This is a genomic window from Hoeflea sp. 108 (assembly GCF_000372965.1).
Lineage (GTDB): Bacteria > Pseudomonadota > Alphaproteobacteria > Rhizobiales > Rhizobiaceae > Aminobacter.
Window position 1 is genome coordinate 214,733 of record NZ_KB890024.1, and the last position, 20,660, is coordinate 235,392.

The 20,660-nt window shown below is 61.9% G+C and carries 21 protein-coding genes and 1 tRNA gene; 3 read left to right on the forward strand and 19 right to left on the reverse strand.

The genetic code is table 11. The features are described from left to right. Window positions 1-526: 526 nt before the first annotated feature. From B015_RS0101015 to B015_RS30165, 6 genes are read right to left on the reverse strand one after another with little or no spacing between them, the layout of a single operon-like run. Complete coding sequence (locus B015_RS0101015) at window positions 527-781, reverse strand: hypothetical protein (protein ID WP_245262101.1); 255 nt, start codon at window positions 779-781, stop codon at window positions 527-529. Next, entirely contained in the window at window positions 778-996 is a 219-nt protein-coding gene (locus tag B015_RS0101020; RefSeq protein WP_018425785.1) for a hypothetical protein, read from the reverse strand. Before B015_RS0101020 ends, B015_RS0101015 begins: the two co-directional genes overlap by 4 nt. Next, entirely contained in the window at window positions 993-1,232 is a 240-nt protein-coding gene (locus tag B015_RS0101025) for a hypothetical protein (protein WP_018425786.1), read from the reverse strand. The genes B015_RS0101020 and B015_RS0101025 overlap by 4 nt, the downstream gene beginning before the upstream one ends. Then, the gene (locus tag B015_RS0101030; RefSeq protein WP_018425787.1) at window positions 1,232-1,717 is read right to left on the reverse strand and encodes a DUF5662 family protein; all 486 of its coding nucleotides are present in this window, start codon (window positions 1,715-1,717) and stop codon (window positions 1,232-1,234) included. The genes B015_RS0101025 and B015_RS0101030 overlap by 1 nt, the downstream gene beginning before the upstream one ends. A 1-nt stretch (window position 1,718) precedes the next feature. Next, complete coding sequence (locus B015_RS33490) at window positions 1,719-1,892, reverse strand: hypothetical protein (RefSeq protein ID WP_018425788.1); 174 nt, start codon at window positions 1,890-1,892, stop codon at window positions 1,719-1,721. Window position 1,893: 1 nt separating this feature from the next. Beyond that, complete coding sequence (locus B015_RS30165) at window positions 1,894-2,526, reverse strand: lysozyme (protein ID WP_018425789.1); 633 nt, start codon at window positions 2,524-2,526, stop codon at window positions 1,894-1,896. Window positions 2,527-2,757: 231 nt separating this feature from the next. Here B015_RS30165 and B015_RS0101045 point away from each other — a divergent pair, with 231 nt between their 5' ends. Together B015_RS0101045 and B015_RS0101050 are read left to right on the forward strand one after the other, a co-directional pair. Next, on the forward strand, window positions 2,758-2,961 hold the full coding sequence (locus B015_RS0101045) for a hypothetical protein (RefSeq protein WP_157632660.1): 204 nt from the start codon (window positions 2,758-2,760) through the stop codon (window positions 2,959-2,961). A 33-nt stretch (window positions 2,962-2,994) separates the two neighbouring features. Further along, entirely contained in the window at window positions 2,995-3,183 is a 189-nt protein-coding gene (locus B015_RS0101050; RefSeq protein WP_018425791.1) for a hypothetical protein, read from the forward strand. On the opposite strand, the gene B015_RS0101055 is transcribed toward B015_RS0101050, so the two are convergent. The 3 genes from B015_RS0101055 to B015_RS0101070 form a co-directional block, all read right to left on the reverse strand. Continuing rightward, window positions 3,180-4,313, reverse strand: a complete 1,134-nt coding sequence (locus tag B015_RS0101055; protein WP_210162987.1) for an acyltransferase — start codon at window positions 4,311-4,313, stop codon at window positions 3,180-3,182. The two genes, B015_RS0101050 and B015_RS0101055, sit on opposite strands and share 4 nt — an antisense overlap. After that, window positions 4,310-6,583, reverse strand: a complete 2,274-nt coding sequence (locus B015_RS30170) for a hypothetical protein (protein WP_018425793.1) — start codon at window positions 6,581-6,583, stop codon at window positions 4,310-4,312. The genes B015_RS0101055 and B015_RS30170 overlap by 4 nt, the downstream gene beginning before the upstream one ends. Before the next feature lie 573 nt (window positions 6,584-7,156). Then, a complete protein-coding gene (locus tag B015_RS0101070; protein WP_018425795.1) occupies window positions 7,157-8,431 on the reverse strand; it encodes a site-specific integrase in 1,275 nt (424 codons plus the stop codon). A 131-nt stretch (window positions 8,432-8,562) separates the two neighbouring features. Between B015_RS0101070 and B015_RS0101075 the strand changes: the two genes are divergently transcribed. After that, window positions 8,563-8,647, forward strand: a tRNA-Arg gene (locus B015_RS0101075). 243 nt (window positions 8,648-8,890) lie between these two features. Here B015_RS0101075 and B015_RS30180 read toward each other — a convergent pair. Genes B015_RS30180 through B015_RS30190 form a run of 10 tightly spaced genes read right to left on the reverse strand, consistent with a single transcriptional unit; the run spans window position 8,891 to window position 20,659 of the window. Next, window positions 8,891-9,853, reverse strand: coding sequence for a homoserine kinase (locus B015_RS30180; protein WP_018425796.1), 963 nt, complete (start codon window positions 9,851-9,853; stop codon window positions 8,891-8,893). Further along, complete coding sequence (locus B015_RS0101085; protein ID WP_018425797.1) at window positions 9,850-11,130, reverse strand: aminotransferase class III-fold pyridoxal phosphate-dependent enzyme; 1,281 nt, start codon at window positions 11,128-11,130, stop codon at window positions 9,850-9,852. Before B015_RS0101085 ends, B015_RS30180 begins: the two co-directional genes overlap by 4 nt. A gap of 1 nt (window position 11,131) precedes the next feature. Next, window positions 11,132-11,950, reverse strand: coding sequence for a shikimate dehydrogenase (locus B015_RS0101090; RefSeq protein WP_026226756.1), 819 nt, complete (start codon window positions 11,948-11,950; stop codon window positions 11,132-11,134). A 44-nt stretch (window positions 11,951-11,994) separates the two neighbouring features. Then, complete coding sequence (locus B015_RS0101095) at window positions 11,995-12,801, reverse strand: shikimate dehydrogenase (RefSeq protein ID WP_018425799.1); 807 nt, start codon at window positions 12,799-12,801, stop codon at window positions 11,995-11,997. Between the two features lie 48 nt (window positions 12,802-12,849). Next, window positions 12,850-13,974 (reverse strand): mandelate racemase/muconate lactonizing enzyme family protein, encoded by a 1,125-nt coding sequence (locus B015_RS0101100; protein WP_157632661.1) that lies wholly within the window; start codon window positions 13,972-13,974, stop codon window positions 12,850-12,852. A 20-nt stretch (window positions 13,975-13,994) separates the two neighbouring features. Further along, window positions 13,995-15,431 (reverse strand): NAD-dependent succinate-semialdehyde dehydrogenase, encoded by a 1,437-nt coding sequence (locus B015_RS0101105; protein WP_018425801.1) that lies wholly within the window; start codon window positions 15,429-15,431, stop codon window positions 13,995-13,997. A gap of 20 nt (window positions 15,432-15,451) precedes the next feature. Next, window positions 15,452-17,395, reverse strand: a complete 1,944-nt coding sequence (locus B015_RS0101110; protein WP_018425802.1) for a 3-hydroxyacyl-CoA dehydrogenase NAD-binding domain-containing protein — start codon at window positions 17,393-17,395, stop codon at window positions 15,452-15,454. After that, on the reverse strand, window positions 17,392-18,648 hold the full coding sequence (locus tag B015_RS30185) for a CaiB/BaiF CoA-transferase family protein (RefSeq protein WP_051091879.1): 1,257 nt from the start codon (window positions 18,646-18,648) through the stop codon (window positions 17,392-17,394). The genes B015_RS0101110 and B015_RS30185 overlap by 4 nt, the downstream gene beginning before the upstream one ends. Window positions 18,649-18,668: 20 nt before the next feature. Next, window positions 18,669-19,673, reverse strand: a complete 1,005-nt coding sequence (locus B015_RS0101120; RefSeq protein ID WP_018425804.1) for a dipeptide ABC transporter ATP-binding protein — start codon at window positions 19,671-19,673, stop codon at window positions 18,669-18,671. Then, window positions 19,673-20,659: an ABC transporter ATP-binding protein gene (locus B015_RS30190; protein ID WP_245262102.1), complete on the reverse strand. Its 987-nt coding sequence runs from the start codon at window positions 20,657-20,659 to the stop codon at window positions 19,673-19,675. Before B015_RS30190 ends, B015_RS0101120 begins: the two co-directional genes overlap by 1 nt. Window position 20,660 lies beyond the last annotated feature (1 nt).

Consider the following 20,660-nt stretch of genomic DNA (forward strand, 5'->3'; position numbering starts at 1 on the left):
ATGACCCTTCCGTCTAACAATCGTCTGTTCGCGCCCACCCCCAGCAAGGCAGAAGCGAAGAACGACGCGACGACAACGCTTGCCAGGCAGCTAATCGATGCACAGCTAAAGGCGAGGCAGGCAAAAACCGAGCGACTTAGGGCCGAGAGGCTGGAGTGAATCCAGCGTCTGGCTTGGACGCACAGCCAAAAAATCGAAGTGCTAGGAAGTCCAAAGCCCGGTGACAGTCGAAGGGGTTGGTATGTCAACTTTATCCGACAGCAGAGAGATTGGGATCTGCTGTATTGCCTGCCAGCATGAAATGAGAAGGAGTGTCGGATGGGTTCGCCGTCACACGCAACTCGCATGCGAGAATTGCGGTGCGACGATCACAATCGAAAGCCGAAACTTTCGAATAGTGCCTGGCGCCGGCGGCAGCGAGCAATCAACAGACTAGGCCCGAAGTATATGTCGATATGTGGATACGGTACGGGGCTGAAATTGACCCTACTCGACGCGATTTGACCTCCAAGCGATAGCTATATGCTCAGAGGGCCCGAAACCCGCCGGACAGCATGAACGCCACGATCCCCGAGATGATACCGCCGATGATCAGGCGGACGATCCAGGTGAGCGTGCCATTCAACCCGTCGATCTTCTTGTCGAGATCCGTGAAGCGCTGATCCATGTGCTTCCACTGCTCGTCTTTGCGAGCCTCAGCGATCTCCCGTTGGGTGCGCCAGTGCTCTAGGGCTGTCACCCGAGCGCGCAGATCGGAATCGGTCGTATCCACCGGGCTCATCGCATCCCCCCGCATAGCTGCTCTTTCGTCTTGAGATAGGCCAGATGCCGGGCCGCCTCGGCATCATTCATGCTGTCGTAAACCTTCTGAGAGTAGCGCAGATCGGGCGCCAGATCGCAGAAGCTACCCTTCTTCGTCGTGCAGGCCGCCGCGCCTGCCAGAACAGCGATAAGGATCAAAACGCGGGTGATGATATCGAGAAGTGCGCGCTTCATGGCCTGGCCCGCTTGCCAAGCTCGGCGCGGACACGGTCAGGCTGCATGGCCTCGACTTCGTTCCTGATGTCACCGGCTTCTTCGCGCGCCTTCTGTTCGGCTTTGGCCTGCCTGTCGCGCTCAAGGCGTGCGCCACGGCTGTTGCCCTTCAGGAAGGCGACGAGGGCAGCCAGCAGGCCGCCCATGATCGCCAGCAGCGTCGGGTTCGTCAGGGCTGAGAGGATGAGCGCGGTCATCACGACACCCGATAGCCAAGACGCTCGGCCGTGTTACGGAGCACGTTTGCCATCTGACTATCGAGGTGGAACCTCTCGATAGAGTGTGACAGGTTGAGCGCAGACTCCTCGCCGCGCTCGCTTGCGGCCTTCCAGTCGAAGAACATCTCGACCAGATCGAATAGGCTCATCCCGTTGATGCCGTGCATACAATCGCCCCCATACTCGAACTGGTAGTGCTCGGGATGGTGGCTGTTGCACGCATAGTGGTTGGCGAGCATCGGTGCCAGAAGCTTGGTGCGGCGCGCATACTCGTCGCTTCCGTAGGGCGCATTGCCCTCGGTCTCGATAAGGCGCTCCATTTCGTCGAGCGGCCCCTTTTCCTCAGGGCTGAACTTTGATGCGTCGTGGACATCTCCGCGTCGGATCATCTCGGCGGCAAACTCACCGAGCAGCTGGCGAACCCGAGCGATGTGGCGAAGCGTCTTGATCGAGCTATCGGTCATGTCACTCACCCGCCGACTGGTTGGGAACCTGATAGACACCGCCGGCCACGAGTGCGCCAACGATCAAATCCCGCACAATTGCATCGAGGCCAGGAATTTCGACCTCGAAATAGCGCAGACCGATCAGGCTGCCGATGCCGAACGCTGCGACGAAGAATTTCGAATACTTGCGCATGTCAGTGTCCTTTACGAGAGAAGAGCGCAGCGAGCGCCTTGGCGATAAGCTGGAGCCAGAAGGCGAAGCCCTTGGCGGGTTCGGCCGAGACCTGCGGCGCGGGCGTGTCCGGAGGGGATGCGGGCCGCAGGACGACCATTGGCTCGGACGGCGGCGCAGGAATGGGCTTGGGCGCGAGCGACACACCACCGGCCTTGAACAGCGCCCCCTCAGCTACGCGGCGGTTCGTCAGGCCCTTGAGAACCTTCCCGCCTGCCTTGTTCCAGAGCAGGAGCCGCAGCGGCACATCTTCGAAGCGCTTGGCGTTCACGCGCTCCAGCACACTCGACTTGCGGAAATTGCCGGGGCCGACGTTGTAGCAGAACGAGACAAGCGCCCCGAACTGGTTGTCGGTCAGCGGCACCTTCACCGCGTCCTCGACAGCCTTGGCGTACTTGGCGAGATCCTTGCGCAGGATCGCCTCGCCCTCGGCTCGGGTGATCTTCATGCCCGGCTTTACGATTGGCTCGCCGGCCATGGAGGTATGGCCATAGCCGATGGTCAACACATTGACGGCATCGAGATAGGCAGTGTCACGCCAGCCCTCGTAACTCTTGATGAGTTCAAGGGATGCCGCGTTGATGTCTCGCGTCATGGGACTTCCTCACATTGCAGATGTCAGCCGCCGTCATGGCCAGAGGGTCAGGCCATGGGCGCGAAATTCAGAGACGGTTGAAAACGGCGGGAACTGGCGCAGATTCAGCCATGGGAGGCCTTCAGATGGCCAAGGAAGTCAAAGCAGGCGCTGAAGCGTGGTCCGCACGAAATTGCGGTCCACGGAACGATTCCTTGCGTTGCGGAGTTGGGCCTCTTTACGGAGGCAAAGATGGCGTTCGAAACTTTGCCGGCGCGCGGCCGGCTCGACAGTCAAAAGAGCAGCCAACGTGGGCGTGACCCTGAACGGCGGCACGCTGCTGATCTGGCGACAACCCACCTGTCTGAATTCAGGGGGCCACGCTGGGCCGATCTCTTCTACCTCGCCGTGGCGTTTGGCACCGCAAGTGCGATTTTCTGGATGGCTGGCTTTTGACGCATTAAAGATTCAGCCCTGCGAGGGCTGCAGATGACAAAGGAATTCGAGATAGGCGACATCGTCACCATCAAGGGCGAGGTGACGCATATTCTGAAGGATGGCCGGACGATCATCGTTGAGATTAGAGGTGCCGCCGCGCCTGTTGGCGTGCCGGAAAGCGCCATTGCCACAGTCGCCAAGCCGCCGAAGTGGAAGCCGCCAAGGGACAAGCCGGATTAGCGGAGTGCCGGAGCCGATTGAAACTTATTACTTTTACGGCGTTGCAGATGCATGAAAGGCTTCTCAAGGCAATGGTAGCTAAGAGAAGCCGCCATAACAGTCGCCACGAGCACCGTCATGATGACAGTCGCTGTCGATTGTCCTGCCTCATGAACCGGCGCGCCCACCAGCCGGATCATCAAAGGGTGTATCAGGTAGACGCCATAGCTGATTTCACCAAGGTAGACCGTCGCTCGATTGACCAGCAAAGGAAACGAGTAGAACGCAAATGCCAGAATTAGGGCGCCGAGCACGTATCCCAAAAGGGGCCTCAGCACTGGCCAGCCGTCAATACGCGTCTCAAAGAGATTAATGCTCAACCCGATCCATACAGCGGCAACCGCCACGGATGCGATTGACACCGCCGACACCACCTGCTGCCGAGCGGACCAGGTGTCTACACCTCGATACATTTGGAAAAGAACGACACCGAGCAAGAAGAAGGGCAACTGGACCGGGAATGCCATCCAGGAGAAATTGGGCGTCAGCTGTATCTTGAACAGCCAGTAACCAACTACACCTTGGATGGCTACGGAGGCCACGAATAACAACGTCGCCTGTCGTAGGTTGGACACTCGCGCCACTATGAGCGGGAACAACGCGTAGAACATCATCTCGAGTCCCAACGACCACCCGGCGGCGACCAAGCTTTCATGCTTCCCGGGCACCAAAGGGAAGAGGAAGGTCACGTTGAGCGCTATTTCCGAGATGCTCGGCTGATCCCATCCGTAGTAGAAACGCCGCGCGGCATATGTCAGCATCATTGCGTAAAACAGCGGCGCAATCCTGAGGTATCTGCGCAGGTAAAACTGTCCGATCTTACCCGAAGAACTGAGATTATCTTGGTACCTGATGCACAGAGAAAATGCGCTCAGGGCAAAGAACAGTTGAACGGCAAAGGATAGATAGGCGGTTTGCGGCGGCCAATCTGCCAAATTCAAAAGGGCATTGCAGTGATAGACCGCGATTGCAACCGCAGCGCCACCCCTTAGGACGTCTAGTCCTGGAATCCTGCCACCTATCCTCATTGTTCGTTCTTGACACGGGCGCTCCAGCTTTGACAAGCCGAGGTGCCAGCGAATGAGGGTCAATCGACATTGCCCCTCCGAAGCTGATTGGCAGTGCCGAATTCCGTCAACTTGAAGAACGTCTGCCGCAGTATCGTTGGCGCACCGCCAGGTGCCGCGCTGAATTGAAATTGCGGAATGAACGTCCCGCCTGCCGAAAAGTCGACAAGCCCCGTGATCCTGACTGCGATGTTCTCAGTCGCACTGGTGTTCGCCGCGGTGACAACAGTCGCCGTGGCGACGTCAGACCTTACAGCAGACATGGCTCCCAACACATTGCCGGTTGGATTGATCACCTCAGCAAGATACGAGATCCGTGACACCGTCGCCGTACCTCCGAAGAGAAGGCTCGTCGTGTGAGACGTGGTGCCTGCCGTTCGGGAGATAAACAGAACAGCATCGATCTGATAGCTTCGATCACCAGGCACGTTGAAAGCATCCTGGGCGGACGAAAACCAAGGCTGAACAGTGGCGACATCTGCCCCTGCAAGACCGCTCGCAAGCCTCGATGTCATCACTTCACGCGGCTCGATGATGGTCCCGGGCTCCGGGTTGACAATCTTGTTGGTACCGGTGTTGCGAAACACAGGGGCAATAATCTGATTGCGCAGCGCGCCCACTACCAACTCGATATGAGTGTTGGCATTGTTGTCGCAGACTGCCCCAATCAGCACAGTGTCATCGCCCTCGAGATAGAACCCGATAGGCGACCCCTCATCCGAACAGCTCGTCAATCGCGCACCTTGGGCTGATGCGGCGACATCAAATCCATACCCGATAGCATTGAGAGAACGACAGGCCGACAAGGATGGCTCCTTCAACACCCCAGAGCCTCCGGTCTCGAAAACCCAGAAATTGACATGGCAGCCAATCGAGACCGCATTCACGAGTGCAGACGAGTCGCCTCCGATTCGTATGCCATAGGTGGTCGCCAGACCGCCTGACGCTCGACTCACATATGCGTTAGTCACCGACGAATAATGGGAGCCGATGACTGTGTCAGCGGCTACGCCGCCCTGCATGCGAATTCCAGAGCCAGCCTGCGCGCCCCAGGCTCCGTAGACATGCAGATTGCTTGCCGTGAAGAAGCCACGCAGATCGATACCTGCCTGGCCGCCAGGGTCCGTCGCCGTACGGCCGAAGTTGGTGACATGGATGTTGTCGAGCACGATGTCTCTGGCATCGAAACCGCCAGAATTCATCCGCTTGATGTCGATGCCATCTGACCCTGTGCCGTCGATCCAGATATTTTCAATCGTCAGCCCACGGTGGTTGCCCCACTCGCAGCCAATGCCATAGCCGGGCGTGTCCTCGATCCAAACTGTGTCGATGATCGTTTCTTTGTCTTCGGTGACACTGGTGCTCTCGACGATCAGACCTGAGCCGGAGCCATACGTAGCGCCGGCAATGGGATTGGTCGTGTTGTCGCCATTGATCCGCAGATTGCGAACCTGAGAACCGTTGCCGTTGGCCACCACAACGACGACCATGGAGGTCGCCGTGCCGCGTTTCAGGACCGAGTTCTTGCCGCGCCCCTCCAGCGTCACCCCCGAAGGCACCAGCACACCGTAATGCAACTGGTCAGGCACCGGCATGGCTGCTGTCGTGTAGCTCTCCGTGGAAGTGTAGCCGAGCAGGTAGACGCCGATGTCGAGAAGCACCCGGCCGCCACCAAGGAACAGCGCCAGGTTCATGGCGCATTGTATGCCGAGCGTGTTCGCGGCCATCGCCGCACCCGGGCTTGCACCGAACCACCCCACTTCCAGCCCGTCACCGATGCCGTCACGCACCCACGCCCCGACCGTTGCGGCAACCGCAGTTGCCTTTACATAGACGCCCTCTTGAGGGTCTGCCGCAACCTGGGTTGAGTAATTGCCGCTGCGCCAGACAAAAAGCCCCGCGCGGCCAGTTTCCTGCAAAAGTGCAGCACCCTCCGCCGGCAAGAGCCTTAGTTCGGCACGCGTGGTTGGCGCGGGCAGAGCATTACCGGCCCGAGAGAAGGTGATGACGTACTGCGCGCCGGCCACAAACTCTCCGCTGCCGCCGACATGCGAGACCGTCACCTTTCGATAGCCAGCGCCATCGACAACCATTCCTGTCACATTGTACGTGCGCGAAGGGCAAGCGAACTGACAACCAATCGCAGTGCGGCGATTGCCGAATGGCGAGACCTGGCGAAGAAGCGGGTCGAGCGCGAGGGCGCCCGCCTGAGTTTCCTCACCGGGATAGCCGACGCGAGGCGCGAAGCTGAAGACCTGCGGCGCACGATCGATCTTGTTCCAGATGGCGAGCAAGCGCAGCCAGCCCTCATGCGCATGCTCGAGTGGGCGAGGGAGCGGCTAGCCTTCCTGGACCAGAACACATTGCCGGAAGCGATCCAAAGAGACTTGGTGGACCGCAACCTGTTTCCTGAGCCCGATGATCTCCATGATCCGGAAGGCGACCCGCCACCGCAAAGAGGCTACTGGGACTAACCACTTATGGAAAAGCCCGCCGAGGCGGGCTCATCGTTACCGCTTGGAGATGCCTTCGCATTGGAGTTGAGTGGGCACATGCGTAGCAAGCACCGTTCCAACAACAGGATTGACTGATCATGGCAAATGTTCGCCAAGCAATGTTCCCATACGGTATGTCCAAGAGGGCCGATGGGGCTTGGTTCTTTTTCAATAGATCATACAAACCGGTTGGGGTCACGTCTTCGGATTGGGCTGATTGGGACGACCCTTCCCACAAGCTGCGTCTCAAGGGGCTCGGGCCAGCAACTTTGGCAAAACTGGATCACGGGGGTAAGGGGGGCAGTGATCGTATTTACTTCTACGATGACGCCTCAAACCCAGAGCTGTCAGCTTCGAACATGGATGCGTATCTCAAGAAACTGCGGATCCTCCTTTCCCTCCAGGAAGCTTCCGATTGACATGGGCTATCTGGCGCTCGACCTCGCATGCAATCTTGTCCGCTGCCGCGACCAACACTGAATCGAGCCGGTGAGTGTAGCGGCTGGTGATGCCGCTGGCGGAGTGGCCCAGGCACGCCCCGATAGTGCTGTCCGAGTAATCCAGGTCGGCGCCGACGGACGCAAAGCTATGGCGCAAGGTATGGGAGGTAACCCCTTCCAACTCGGCCGCCTTCATTATGCGGTCCATCGCACCGGCCAGGCCGCCATAAGGCTTGCTCTCGTCCCGCACGCCCGGCAGGACGTGGTCAACACCCTTCTTGCGCTCGATGCCATTGAGCACGTCAATCGCGGCCCGGCTGAGAGGACGGACCGATGCGCCAGTCTTGGAATCGCTCAGACGCAATGCCTTGCCTTCTAAGTCGACCTCGGGCCACTTCAGGCCCTCAATCTCGCCGCGGCGACACCCGGTGAAAGCCAGGAGCCTGATACAGGCAATGGCCTGCCACGGCTCTTCGGCCTCGCGCAGTACCTTGCCCAAGGAGGCATACTCAGCGGCGTCCAGGCGGCGCTGCTTCTGGCCGTCGGTCGGTCGCTTCACTCCGCGTGCCGGGTTGGCTTCGATGATACCTTCAGATGAGGCATAAGAGAGGATACCGCCGAGCAAGCCGGCCGTCCGGCTGGCGGTGCCGGCGCCGCCTTCGACGACCGCCTTGCCTCGTAGCTTGTCAGTCTTTTCCACTGTGGCCGTCTTCCCTGTCGTGACATCGCGAATGAATCTCGAGATGTCCGACTGCTTGATATCGATCACCAGCTTGCGGCCGAGCAGGGGCTTGATGTGGCGCTCGATCCTGCCCTTGTCGGTGGCCAGGGTGGATGCCTTTTTGGGGCGTCGTCCCTTACCGAGGACAAGCCCCTTCTCGACGGCAGCAATGTAGTCGTCGCACAGCTCGGAGACGGTGATCGAGCTGCGTCGGGTCTTACGTTCCAGGGCAGGGTCTTCGCCCGCGAGGACGCTCCCTAGCGTGATCCGAGCCAGCTTCCTGGCCTCATCAAGGGTCAGCTTGCCGTAAGGGCCAATGGACATCCGTTTCCGCTGGCCGTCGGTGTTGTAGTAGTCAGCGTAGAATGTCTTCTTGCCGGTTGGGAATATCCGAATGCCGAACCCGGGCAGCTCGCTACACCACACGAAATAGGCGCTCGTTCGTGCTTCGGCGCCGTCGATCACGCTCTTTGTCAGCTTCGGCATTGACCCCTGCCTTCCGATTTAGTGTCACCATAGAGTCACCATAAAATCGGAAACTTGGGAAGCCTCGCGGAACCGTGCGGAATCGAAAAAAGTTAATAAGTGATGCAATTTCATACAATTAGGAAAGATCAGCAAACTTGAAGAAACTCAGGGAAATGTTTTAGCGCTGCCCTCCGAAGGCAGAGGTCACAGGTTCGAATCCTGTCGGGTGCGCCAATATTTTCAATAAGATCGTATGTATATGGATCAGCCCCAGCAGGGTCCGGTTCGCTGTTCGTTGGTACAGTGCCCGAAGTTGGCGCAATACCTAGCGGGGTACACTTGGCGGCGATCAGGTGACACGGCCTGGAGCACCGAGGGGCGCTCCAGGCACGCTCTCGTCTCCTTCGATGGAGACGTTGTTTTGAGCCCAGCTGACGGAGATGGCAGTCGATCGCTTTGAGCCGCGAGTGCTTTTGCTCAGTATCTGGGGTCGGCAAGGTCCGGCAGCACGGTTCTGATCAGTTTACGGCAGGTGGCCAGGTATGAAGGCATGCGCCGGGCAATCGCCGGTTCGGACATTCTCGTCGCTGCCCAGCCAACATAGGTCAGGCTGCGCAGCACCAGAAAAATCGGCAGCAGCTCGATGTCCGGCAAAGGTCGGCGCGTGGAGTAGCCGTCGCAAAGTGCTGCCTGAAGGTCGTGGTAGTCGGGCTCGTCGAGGTTCTTCAACAGGGCGGTCGCAAGATCGAAGATGCGGTAGCCAAAGCCGCTGTCGTCGAAGTCGATGAATCGGACATTATCGCCGTCCACGAGCACGTTTTCGCGCACGAGATCCGCGTGGATCAGGCCGATATCCGCCTCCGATTTGGACAGGAGATTGCGCGCGTGGTCGCGGACGCGCCGAAAGAGCACCTGATTCTCTTGGGAAATCTCTGCTTCCCAAAAACGTCCCCACAACGGCGCTTCGCCGACCAGGCCTTTCCGATCCCAGGAGGGCCTGGAAAACCCCGAGGGCAAGCTCCAGCGGTCCGAAAGGTCGTGCACCGTGGCCATCGCACGCCCGATTGCGTGGAAAAGCGTTGTCCGCCTCATACCGGTGATCGCCAATGGCTCGTCGGTATGGCCTAGCGGCGTACCTGGCAGCCATCGCAGGAGGCTCGCGGCCCGTGTGCCTTCCACGAGAAGACGTCCATCGGCGGTGCGCAGTGGGGCAGGGACGTCCATGCCCTCAGCTGCCAGCATTGCCATCCAGGTCAGTTCCGACTGTAGTTCTGCGGGACTGCGATAACCCGGTCGGTGAAGTCGCAATGCACATTCACCTTCTGTGGTCTCGACGCGGAAAACGACATTCTCGCGCTGCATCACGAGTGTCGGCCGCCCGGTGATTTGCGGCCACGCCAAAGCTGCCACCTGGGCAAGACGCTGCAGGTCATCGGTCATGCGATGCGCTCAAGGATATGGTCGAGGGTTTCCAGCAGCGTTTCCGCATCCGACCTGTCGAATGCCAATGGCGGCCGAATTTTCAGCACGTTGCCATGGATGCCATTCATGCCCATCAAAATGCCTTCGCGTCGCATGGCGTCGACCACGCCTGCGGCAGGACGAGGCGTGCGCCCTTCTCGATCGCTGACGAGCTCGACGCCGATTGCGAGCCCAGAGCCGCGGACATCGCCGATGACCTGGTGCTTTTCCCCCATCCGCCTGAGGTTTGTGCGCATGTATTCGCCAGTCTCCGCTGCTCTGGCGGGCAGGTTTTCGGCGGCCAGAACGTCGAGCACGGCGCTTGCAGCAGCTGAGGAGACCGGGTTGCCGCCAAATGTATTGAAGTAGCGGAAGGCCTGGCGGAAAGCGGCCATGGTCTCGTAGGAGGCAGCCACTGCCGCGACCGGATGGCCGTTGCCCATCGGCTTGCCCATGGTGACGACGTCGGGGACGAAGCCCATGCGTTCATGACCCCAGAAATGCGTGCCAAGTCGACCAAAGCCGGCTTGGACCTCGTCGGCAATGACGATGCCACCATGGGCGCGAACGACTGTGATTGCCTGATCGAGAAAGCCTGGCGCCAGATCTGGGAAACCTTCATTGACGAAGGCCGGGCAAAGGATCATCGCCGAAACGCCGTGGCCGCTCTCGTTCAACGAGATACAGGCACTTTCCACAGCTCGTGCGAACGCTGCTGCATGCAAGTCGCCCGCCACGCCGCCCAGCGGCCGATAGCTGTCAGGTGCCGGCACATGACGCACGTGGCCACCGAACCCTCCGATCGGCGGGATCATCGTCGAGAGCTGGGAAACCGCCGAGGTATTGCCGTGGTAGGTGTTGTCGGTCGCGATGATCCCGGTCTTGCCGCTCAGCGCCTGGGCCATGCGCAAGGCGATGTCGTTTGCCTCGGAGCCGGTGCAGACCATGATCGCGCTTGTAATGGTATCGTCAAGCGTTGCGACGAGGCGTTCGACATAGTCCAGGATGCCCTCGTGCAGGTAGCGAGTATGGGTATTCAGGTTGGCTGCCTGCCGCGCGATCGCCTCGACGACAGCGGGATGGCAATGGCCTACGTGAGGGACATTGTTGTAGGCGTCGATGTATTCGCGGCCTGAGGCGTCCCAGACGCGGGCCCCGCGCCCGCGCACGAGATGGACCGGATCACTGTAGAACAGCCGCACGTTCGGACCGAGAAGGCGGTCTCGTCGCGCGATCAGGTTCTCGGTCGTTGCCATGTCAGCCTCCTGCTTGCGGTGCTTCGCCGTAGAGAAACTCCTCACACAGCTCGATCTGGGGCTTCAGCATCGCCGTGCCGGGCACGCATCTGCAGCCAAGGGCGCGGGCGGCTGCGAGCAGTTCCGTCTCGTCGGGCTTGAGGACGACATCCGCCACGGTGGTGGCGGCCGTGAGGCCGGCGATATCGAGGGGGAGCGCGATGTTGCCGACCATGCCGACAGATGTGGCGTTTACGAGCAGCGTGGCGCGCGAGAGGTCAGGGTTCTCACCAGCGTCGAGCGCCACGACGGTCACGCCCGTCGCATCGTGGATTTCCGTGGCGAGGCGCTGGGCCTTCAGCGGATCGCGATTGATGAGCGTCAGGCGGCCGATTCCAGAGGCCGCCAGCGAGAAGGCGATGGCGCGACCGACACCGCCGACACCGACCTGCACCACGTCAGCCCCCTTGGGATCGAAGTTGTTGTTCACCAGCCCGCGCATGAAGCCCTGGCCGTCGATGTTATGGCCGGTGAGGCTGCCGTCGGTCTCGCGGCGAACGAAATTGACGGAGCCGATGCGCTTGCCGACGTCGGTCAGCCGATCGACCAGCGGCACGGCATTGATCTTGTGCGGGATGGTGATGCAGAGCCCTTTGATATTGTCGGTCTTGCGCACCAGCTCAAATGTGGCCGCCAGGTCATCCGGCTGGACATGCAGGCCAGCACAGCTGAAATTATGCCCCTTCGAGGCAAAATAATCGTTGAACATGATCGGCGCGCGGAAGTGCCGGACGGGTGAGCCAACGATGAAGAAGAGGTCGGTTTCGCCGGTGATCTGCATGGTGTTCCCTTTTCTTGGCGATTGCGGACCGTCGAGGTCCAGCTTCATTGAATGAGCCCGAAGAACTCGGCTACGAGGCGGGGCTGCGGCTTGAGCATTTCGGCGCCGCCGACGATTTTGCAGCCGCGTGCGGTGGCGGCCTCCAGAAGTGGCGTCATGGCCGGGTTGACGATGACCTCGGCAACAACGGTTTCCCGGCCCAACCGGTCGAGCGACAGCGGCAGCGGATCGCCCTGCCGCATGCCCAGCGACGTGGCGTTGACGAGCAGGTCGATACCGTCAAGCGCGTCCGGACCGTGCGCCTCCACCACGCGAACGCGGCAGGCGGGCGCGAGTTCGGCGATCTCGCGCGCCAGGGCTTCCGCCTTGGCCGCGTCGCGATTGGCGAGCACAAGTTCCTGCAACCCCTTGTCCACCAGCGCCAACGCAATGGCGCGGCCGACGCCGCCCACGCCGACGACAAGCGCGCGTTTGCCGTTAAGCTCGACGCCGTTGACCGCGAGCCCGGTAACGAAGCCGATACCGTCCGTGTTGGTGCCGGCCAGCGTACCGTCGGGGTTGCGGCGGATGAAGTTGACAGCGCCCAGCCGCCGGGCGGAGGGGCTCAGCTCGTCCATGAGGGGAACGGCCGCAATCTTGTGCGGAATGGTGATGCCGAGCCCGCGCACATTGTGCATCAGCCTGACGGCATCGAGACATTGGGCAAGATCACCCGGTTGGACATGGATTGGAGCGATCACTGCATCGAGGCCAAGGGCGACGAATTGGTCGTTTATCAGCAAGGTGCCCCTGATGTGGTCGACCGGATCGGCAAGCATCAGAACGATCGCGGTCTTGCCGGTGATCTGCATGTCAGGGTGATCTCCCAGTGCACGTCTTTGAACGGGGCCGTGGACGCGTCAGTGCATTTCCAATTTTTCGACGATGTCCTGCCGAACCTCGATGCCAAGGCCAGGCCGTTCCGATGCGCGCACCACGCCGGCTGCGTATCCGATCGGCTCATCGACCAGATCCGTCTGCACAGAGACCGCAAATGGCTTGAGCTCGAACAGTTTCGTGTTGGGCGAAGCGAGCGACAGGTGGAGACTTGCCGCGGTAAGCACTGCGGTGCTCCAGGCGTGGGCGTTCATGACGGTGCCTGTCTGCGAGCAGATCGCATCGACCTTGCGGAAGCCGGTAATGCCTTCCGAGCGCGCCGGATCGACGCCGACAATATCGACTGTCCCGGTCGCGATCAGGTCGCGATAGCCGGTCACGGTGTACTCACGCTCGCCACTTGCGATCGGAACCGACAGGGCAGCCTTCAAGGCGCGGTAGTCGTCGATGCGGGTCGGATAGAATGGTTCCTCGATCCAGCCGATCTCGTGCTCGGCCATGCGGCTGACGGTGCGGATTGCCGTTTCGCGATCCCAGACGACGCCGTTGCCGGCATCCATCAGGATCGGGAAGTCAGGGCCGACCGCCTCGCGCAGCAGCTTGACGAACAGGACATCCTGCTCCGGGTTCTTGCCGATATCAGAGAGGCCTTTCTTGCCGATCCCAAGCTTGCAGCCGGCATAGCCCGCATCCTTGAAGCCGACGACCTCGGCGATGTTCTCGTCCAGCGTCGCCTTGTTGACGTGGCTGCTGGCATAGGCCGGCAGGCTCTCCTGCAGGCGGCCGCCCAAAAGGGCATGGAGCGGCAGGCCGCGCTCCTTGCCGTCGATATCCCAAAGCGCCATGTCGATCGCCGAGTAGGCGATGGTGGCAAGGCCACCTTCGCCATACCACCAGCAATGGGCGCGCATGCGGTTCCAGGTGTCTTCGACGCCGATGTCCCCAGCCTCCAGAAGAAGCGGGGCGAAGCCCTCGTCGACAAGGACCTTCGTGGCTCGCGCCGCTTCCGGCGCAAGCGTCACGCCCTCACCCCATCCAACCGCGCCGCCAGCGGCGGTAACGCGAACGAGCACCGTCGCCTTGATGCGGCCGAAGTCATTGCTGTCAGCGTAGCTGATCGCATAGGTGCGGATGTTGGTGATGCGCATGGCCATCCTCCCTCAAGCGATCATCCCTTGCGGGTGATCAGCCTTGTATCGAGATAGGCCTCGATCGCCTCCGAGCCGCCTTCGGTGCCATGGCCGGAATCCTTGACGCCGCCGAAGGGAACCTCAGGCAGGGCAAGGCCCAGGTGATTGATGCTGGTCATGCCGGCCTCCACCTCGTTGCTGATGCGTGTTTCGGTGGCGCTGCTCTGGGTGAAGGCGAAGGCGGCCAGGCCGAAGGGCAGGCGATTGGCTTCGGCAATCGCCGCGTCCAGCGTCGCAAAGCGGTTGATGACCGCCACGGGGCCGAACGGCTCCTCGTTCATGATGCGCGCATCAACCGGCACGTCGGCGAGCACTGTCGGTTCGAAGAACCAGCCCTCGTTGCCGATGCGACGGCCGCCTGTCGTCAGGCGGCTGCCGCGTGAGACGGCGTCAGCTATCAGGCCTTCCAGTGCGGGGATGCGCCGGTCGTTGGCGAGCGGTCCCATATCGACGTCGGGGTCGAGGCCGTTGCCGACACGGATCGCCTTGGCACCCGCGGTGAAGCCGTCGATGAAGGCATCTGCGATTTTCTCATGCACGAGGAAGCGCGTCGGTGAAACGCAGACCTGGCCGGCATTTCGGAACTTGTTCTGCACCATCAGGCTTGTCGCAAGCTCGAGATCGGCATCCTCGGCGACGATGACCGGCGCATGACCGCCCAGTTCCATCGTGGCGCGCTTCATGTGCAGGCCAGCGAGTGCCGAGAGTTGCTTGCCTATAGGAGTCGATCCGGTGAAGCTGATCTTGCGGATGACAGGATGCGGGATCAGGTACTCGGAAATCTCCGATGGCACGCCGTAGACAAGGTTGACGACACCCGCCGGAATCCCGGCGTCAGCGAAGGCGCGGATCAGCGCCGCCGGCGAAGCCGGGGTTTCCTCAGGCGCCTTGACGATGATCGAGCAACCAGCGGCAATGGCGGCCGAAAGTTTGCGCACCACCTGATTGAGCGGGAAGTTCCACGGCGTGAAGGCAGCGACCGGGCCGACCGGCAGCTTCAGCGTCATCTGCACGACATCGGGCGCACGCGACGGGATGACCTGCCCATATGTGCGCTGTGCCTCGCCGGCAAACCAGTCGATGATGTCGGCGGCTGAGAGTGTCTCGAACCGCGCTTGTGACAGCGGCTTGCCCTGTTCCAGGGTCAGCATGACCGCGATGTCGTCGACGCGGCTGCGAAGAATCTCGGCGGCGCGGCGCATGACCTTCGCCCGATCGAAAGCCGAGGTCTTGCTCCAGATGGCGAAACCCTTGCTGGCGGCTTCAAGTGCTGCGTCGAGATCGCTCCTGTCGGCCCAGGCGACAGTGCCGATCGGCTGTGCGGTCGCGGGATTGATGACTGGGATCTTACGGCCGCTGGCAGAAGGCTGCCAGGTTCCGTCGATGAACAGCAGTGTATCGGGGTAGGTGATCATCCGATTGTCTTTCGTCACGTTCAAGAGGTCTGGCGTTTGGTGAGGAACATCGGACCGCCGCGCTTGCGCGGGAAGCCGTACCCATGCACCTCGACAAGATCGATATCGGCCGGCGAGGCAGCGATGCCTTCGTCCAGGATGGCCTGGCCTTCCGACGCCATGGCAGCGATCAGACGCGAGACGATGCGATCGGCAGCAATCTCGATCGGCGCACCGACAAGCGGGGCGATGATGCGCGCGGCCTCCTGCGAGGGAACGGGCGAACGCTCGCCAGGCGCGTAGTCGTACCAGCCGCCGCCGCTTTTCTGGCCTTTTCGCCCGGCGCGGACCAGAAGGTCTCCTGGTGTTTCGGCGATCTGCTCGCCGCGGGCGCGCGCCGCCTCGCGATGCATAAAGGAGATGTCGAGCCCTGCCATATCCTGCATTTCGAACGGTCCCATCGCATAGCCGAAGCCGCGCATGGCGGCGTCGACGGCTGCAGGGGCGACGCCGTCGCGGAGCAGCGCCTCCGCTTCGGCACGATAACGGCGCAGGATGCGGTTGCCGATGAACCCGTCGCAGATGCCGGAACGCACCGGAACCTTTCCCAGTCTGCGGGCGAGCTCGAAACTGGTGGCGACGACGTCAGGCCGGGTCTCCGGCGTCGGCACGATCTCGAGAAGCTTCATCACCTGCGCGGGGCTGAAGAAGTGCAGGCCGATGAACCGGCCGGGATCAGGCAGGCCTTCGGCAATCTGCCTCGGGTCGATGTAGGAGGTGTTGGTCGCCAGAATGGCATCTGCCCGGCAGATGCGCCCGAGCGAGGCAAAGACCTCGCGCTTGATGGCAACGTCTTCGAACACTGCCTCGATGACAAGGTCGCAACGGGCAAACGCTTCATAGCCGACCGCGCCGGTGACGTCTTGCATCCGGGCTTCAGCTTCCTCGTCGGTCAGACTCGCCTCCTTCCGCGCCGCCTCGAAGATCGCTTTCAAGGCTGCCAGGCCCCGTTCGAGGCTCTGCTGGTCGCGCTCGACCAGAACGACCGGGATGCCGGCATTGCGCAGAGCCGCAGCAATGCCCACGCCCATTGTGCCGCCACCTACGACACCAGCGCTCGCCAGAGGGAGCGGCGCTGTGCCGCGCAGGTCTGCGGGGCGTGGTGCGGCGCGTTCGGCGAAGAACAGGTGGCGCAACGCTGCCGCTTCTTCGCTGGCGCGCAGCTTCAGGAAGATCGAGCGTTCATTGGCAAGTCCAGCGTCGAAGCCGTTCTCGACGCCAAAGCGCAAGGCATCGAGTGCCAGCAACGGGGCGGATGCGCCACGAGCGGATCGGCGGATGCGTTGTCCGGCTTCCTCCCAGGTCGCTGGATCGGCGGCGACCATGGGACGGCGCGAGGCCGGTTCCGGCAAGGGGCTTTCAAGAGCCTCGAGTGCGAAGTCGACGGCGGCATCGACAAGCGGCTCCCGGACAAGGCGATCGACAAGACCGAGTTCGGCCGCGCGTACGCCATCAAGCTGCAGATTTTCCGCGGCCACGCGGAGTGCTGTTTCGATGCCGATCAGCCGCGGCAGGCGCTGCGTCCCACCCGCGCCGGGGATGATGCCGAGATTGACCTCGGGCAGTGCGAATTTCGCGTCCTCGGTTGCGACCCGCATGCGGCAGCCGAGCGGCACTTCCAGCCCGCCGCCGAAGGCCGCGCCGCGTATCGCTGCGATCCAGGGTTTTGCGGCACTCTCGATCCGTCCGATCAGGTCGGGCAAGGAAGGCGGCTCGACCGGGCGGTCGAATTCAGTGATGTCGGCCCCGCCAACGAAAAGCTTTCCTGCTCCCGTCAGTACGACAGCGCGGACCCTGCTGTCGGCGTCGAACTCGTCGGCCAGGGCCAAAAGCTTCGTGCGGACGGCCAGGTTGATTGCGTTGACCGGCGGATTGTCGATGGTGACGATCGCAATCCCGCTGCGCTGCTCGACATGCACGCTCATGCGGTTGCTCCCGCCGGTTCGACGGGCACAAAGGTACCGGCTTCGCGACAGGCGATCGCCCCCGAGGCCGCAAGCTTGTCGATATGGTAGTCCTCCAGGCCAAGGACATCGCGCAGGACGTCGCGCGTGTCCTCTCCAAGCAGGGGCGGAGCCTTTGCCTTATGCGAACGCTGCGCGGTGAGGCCATGCGCGGCGCGGATGAGCGAGATCGGGCCAAGCTCGGCGTGTTCGAGTTGCTCGACGACGCCGCGCTCCACCACGCTTGGGCTCTCCAGCGCTTCGGCGACTGTTTTCACCTGGCCTGCAGGAACACTTGCCTTGCGGCAGGCGTCGATCCAATAGGCGCAGGTGTTTTCGCGCATCTGGTCTGCCAACGTCGGCAGCAATTCGTCCCGGTGCACCGCCCGCTGGTGCGAGGTGACGAAGCGGGGATCGCGGGCAAGCTCCGGTCTACCGATCACTTGCTCGCAGAAATCGATGAACATGCGGTCGTTGCCGACGGCCAGTGCAAAGACACCATCGGCCGTATCGAAGACCTGATATGGCACGACGGTCGGGTGGGCATTGCCAAATCGCGTCGGCTCGACGCCAGCATTCAGATAGCCGGTTCCGACATTGATCAGCATGTTGAGCGTAGCGTCGAGCAGCGCGACATCGATGTACTGCCCGGTCCCCGTGTCGCGCCGCTGGTAGAGCGCAGCGAGGATCGACTGGGTTGCAATCATGCCGGCGACCACGTCGGTGAAGGCAACGCCCAGGCGGCTCGGCGGGCCGTCTTCCTGGCCGGTGATCGACATCAGGCCGCTTTCCGCCTGCATGATGAAGTCGTAGCCCGGCCGATCCCGCTCGGGACCGGACTGGCCGTAGCCGGAGATCGAGCAATAGACCACGCCCGGGTTGATCTTCCGGATGTCCTCATAGCCGATACCAAGCCGGTCCACGGTGCCGGCGCGAAAATTCTCGACGATCACATCGGCCTTTGCCGCCAGATCGAGCACGATCTGCCGTCCCTCCGATGCCTTGAGGTCGAGCGCGATGCTCTGCTTGCCGCGGTTGGCGCACAGATAATAGGTGCTGACGCCCTTGTAGTTGGGCACCGACCAGGCGCGCGTGTCGTCACCACCCTTGATGTTCTCGATCTTCCAGACCTCTGCGCCCAGATCAGCAAGGCTCATGGTGGTCCATGGTCCGGCCAGGACGCGGGTCAGGTCGAGCACGCGTATGCCTTCGAGTGGCAGCTTTTGTTCAGTCATGTCGTCCTCCCGGCTCCGCGTCAGGCGCGGGCCGACAAACCAGTGTCGATTGCATTGGGGAAGTGGCAGGCTACCGAGTGCCCGCCGCCATGGTCGGCGAGGGGGGGCTCCTCCTGCGCGCAGATGGGCTGTGCCATGGGGCAGCGTGTGCGAAAGCGACAGCCCGACGGTGGATTGAGGGGGCTCGGCAGATCGCCCTTGAGCACGATGCGCGAGCGTGTCCTCTCCAGCTTCGGGTTGGCAAGCGGAACCGCCGACATCAACGCCTGGGTGTACGGGTGCATTGGCGCCCCATAGAGGAGCGACTTGGGTGCGATCTCGACGATCTTTCCGAGATACATCACCGCCACCCGGTGCGAGATGTGCTGCACGACCGACAGGTCATGGGCGATGAACACATAGGCCGTGCCCATCTCGCGCTGGATGTCCTTGAGCAGATTGAGCACGCCGGCCTGCACTGACACGTCGAGCGCCGATACGGGTTCGTCGAGGACCAGCAGTTCCGGCTTCAGTGCAAGTGCGCGGGCGATGACCACACGTTGGCGCTGGCCGCCCGAGAGTTCGTGCGGATAGCGCTGCCCGTGTTCTGGGTTCAGACGAACGAGTTCCAGCATTTCGGCCACGCGAACCTTGCGCTGCGCAGCATTGAGGTCGCTGATGCGAAGCGGCTCGGCGATATTTTCGGCCACCCGCATACGTGGGTGGAGCGAGGCGTAGGGGTCCTGGAAGACAAGCTGGATGTTGCGGCGCAGCCGCCGCATTTCGGTGGCATTGGCCAGGTTGATGTTCTGGCCATGGAAGAGTGTCTCGCCGCTGCTTGGCTCGATCAGCCTCAGGATGCACCTGCCGAGGGTGGACTTTCCGCAGCCGGACTCGCCGACGAGCCCGAGTGTCTCACCCGCATTGACGTCGAACGATACGCCCGCGACCGCGTTGACATGCGCGATTTCCCGCTCGAACAGGAGGCCGCCCGTGACCGGGAAGCGCTTGGTCAGTTCTCGAACGGAGAGAATGGCTTGTTGCATCACGCTGCGCTCTCGGTTGGAAGGGTGGCGAAGTGGCAGGAGGCGCTGTGGCCTCCGAAGTCCCGCAGCACGGGCGCAGTGGTTCGGCAGATGGCCTGCACCTGCGGGCAGCGCGGATGGAAGGCGCAGCCGCCCGGAAGCTTGCCCAAGGGGGGCGGCGAACCCTCGATGGAAAAGAGCCGGTCCTTTTCCTCGGCCATGTCGGGAATGGAGGCGATGAGGCCACGCGTATAGGGATGGCTCGGGCGTTCGAAGAGATCGTCGATGCTCGCCTGCTCCACCACTTCTCCCGAATAGACGACGGCAACGCGGTCCGCATGGCCGGCAAGGACGCCGAGATCATGCGTGATGAGGATCAGGCCGAGGTTCAGCCGCTTTCGGAGGTCGCTCAGGACATCCATGATCTGGGCTTGGACGGTCACGTCGAGCGCTGTGGTCGGCTCGTCTGCGATCAAAAGGTCCGGGTCGTTCGCTACCGCCATGGCAATCATGACGCGCTGGCGCATCCCGCCCGAAAACTCATGTGGGTACTGATGGATGCGGCGGTCCGGCTGCGGGATGGCGACGAGCGCCAGAAGCTCGACCGCGCGGTCGAGTGCGGCCTTCTTGGAGACTTCCGGATGGTGCAGGAGGATGGCCTCGGCGATCTGGGCGCCGACGGTCATGACCGGATTCAGCGATGAAAGCGGATCCTGAAATATCATGGCAACGCGCGAGCCACGGAGCTTGCGCAACTCGCGCCTGGGCATTCCGACCAGCTCCTGGCCCTTGAACCTGGCCGACCCCTGGACCCGTGCCGTCTTTGCCTGGAGGCCGAGCGCAGCCAGCATGCCGACCGACTTGCCGGAGCCCGACTCGCCAACGATGCCCAGTACCTCGCCGTGATCGACGTGAAGGCTGATGCCGCGCACGGCCTCGAAATGGTGGCCATGGCGGCCGAAGGAGACACGCAGGTCTTGCACGGAGAAGAGCGGTTCTTGCTGCATG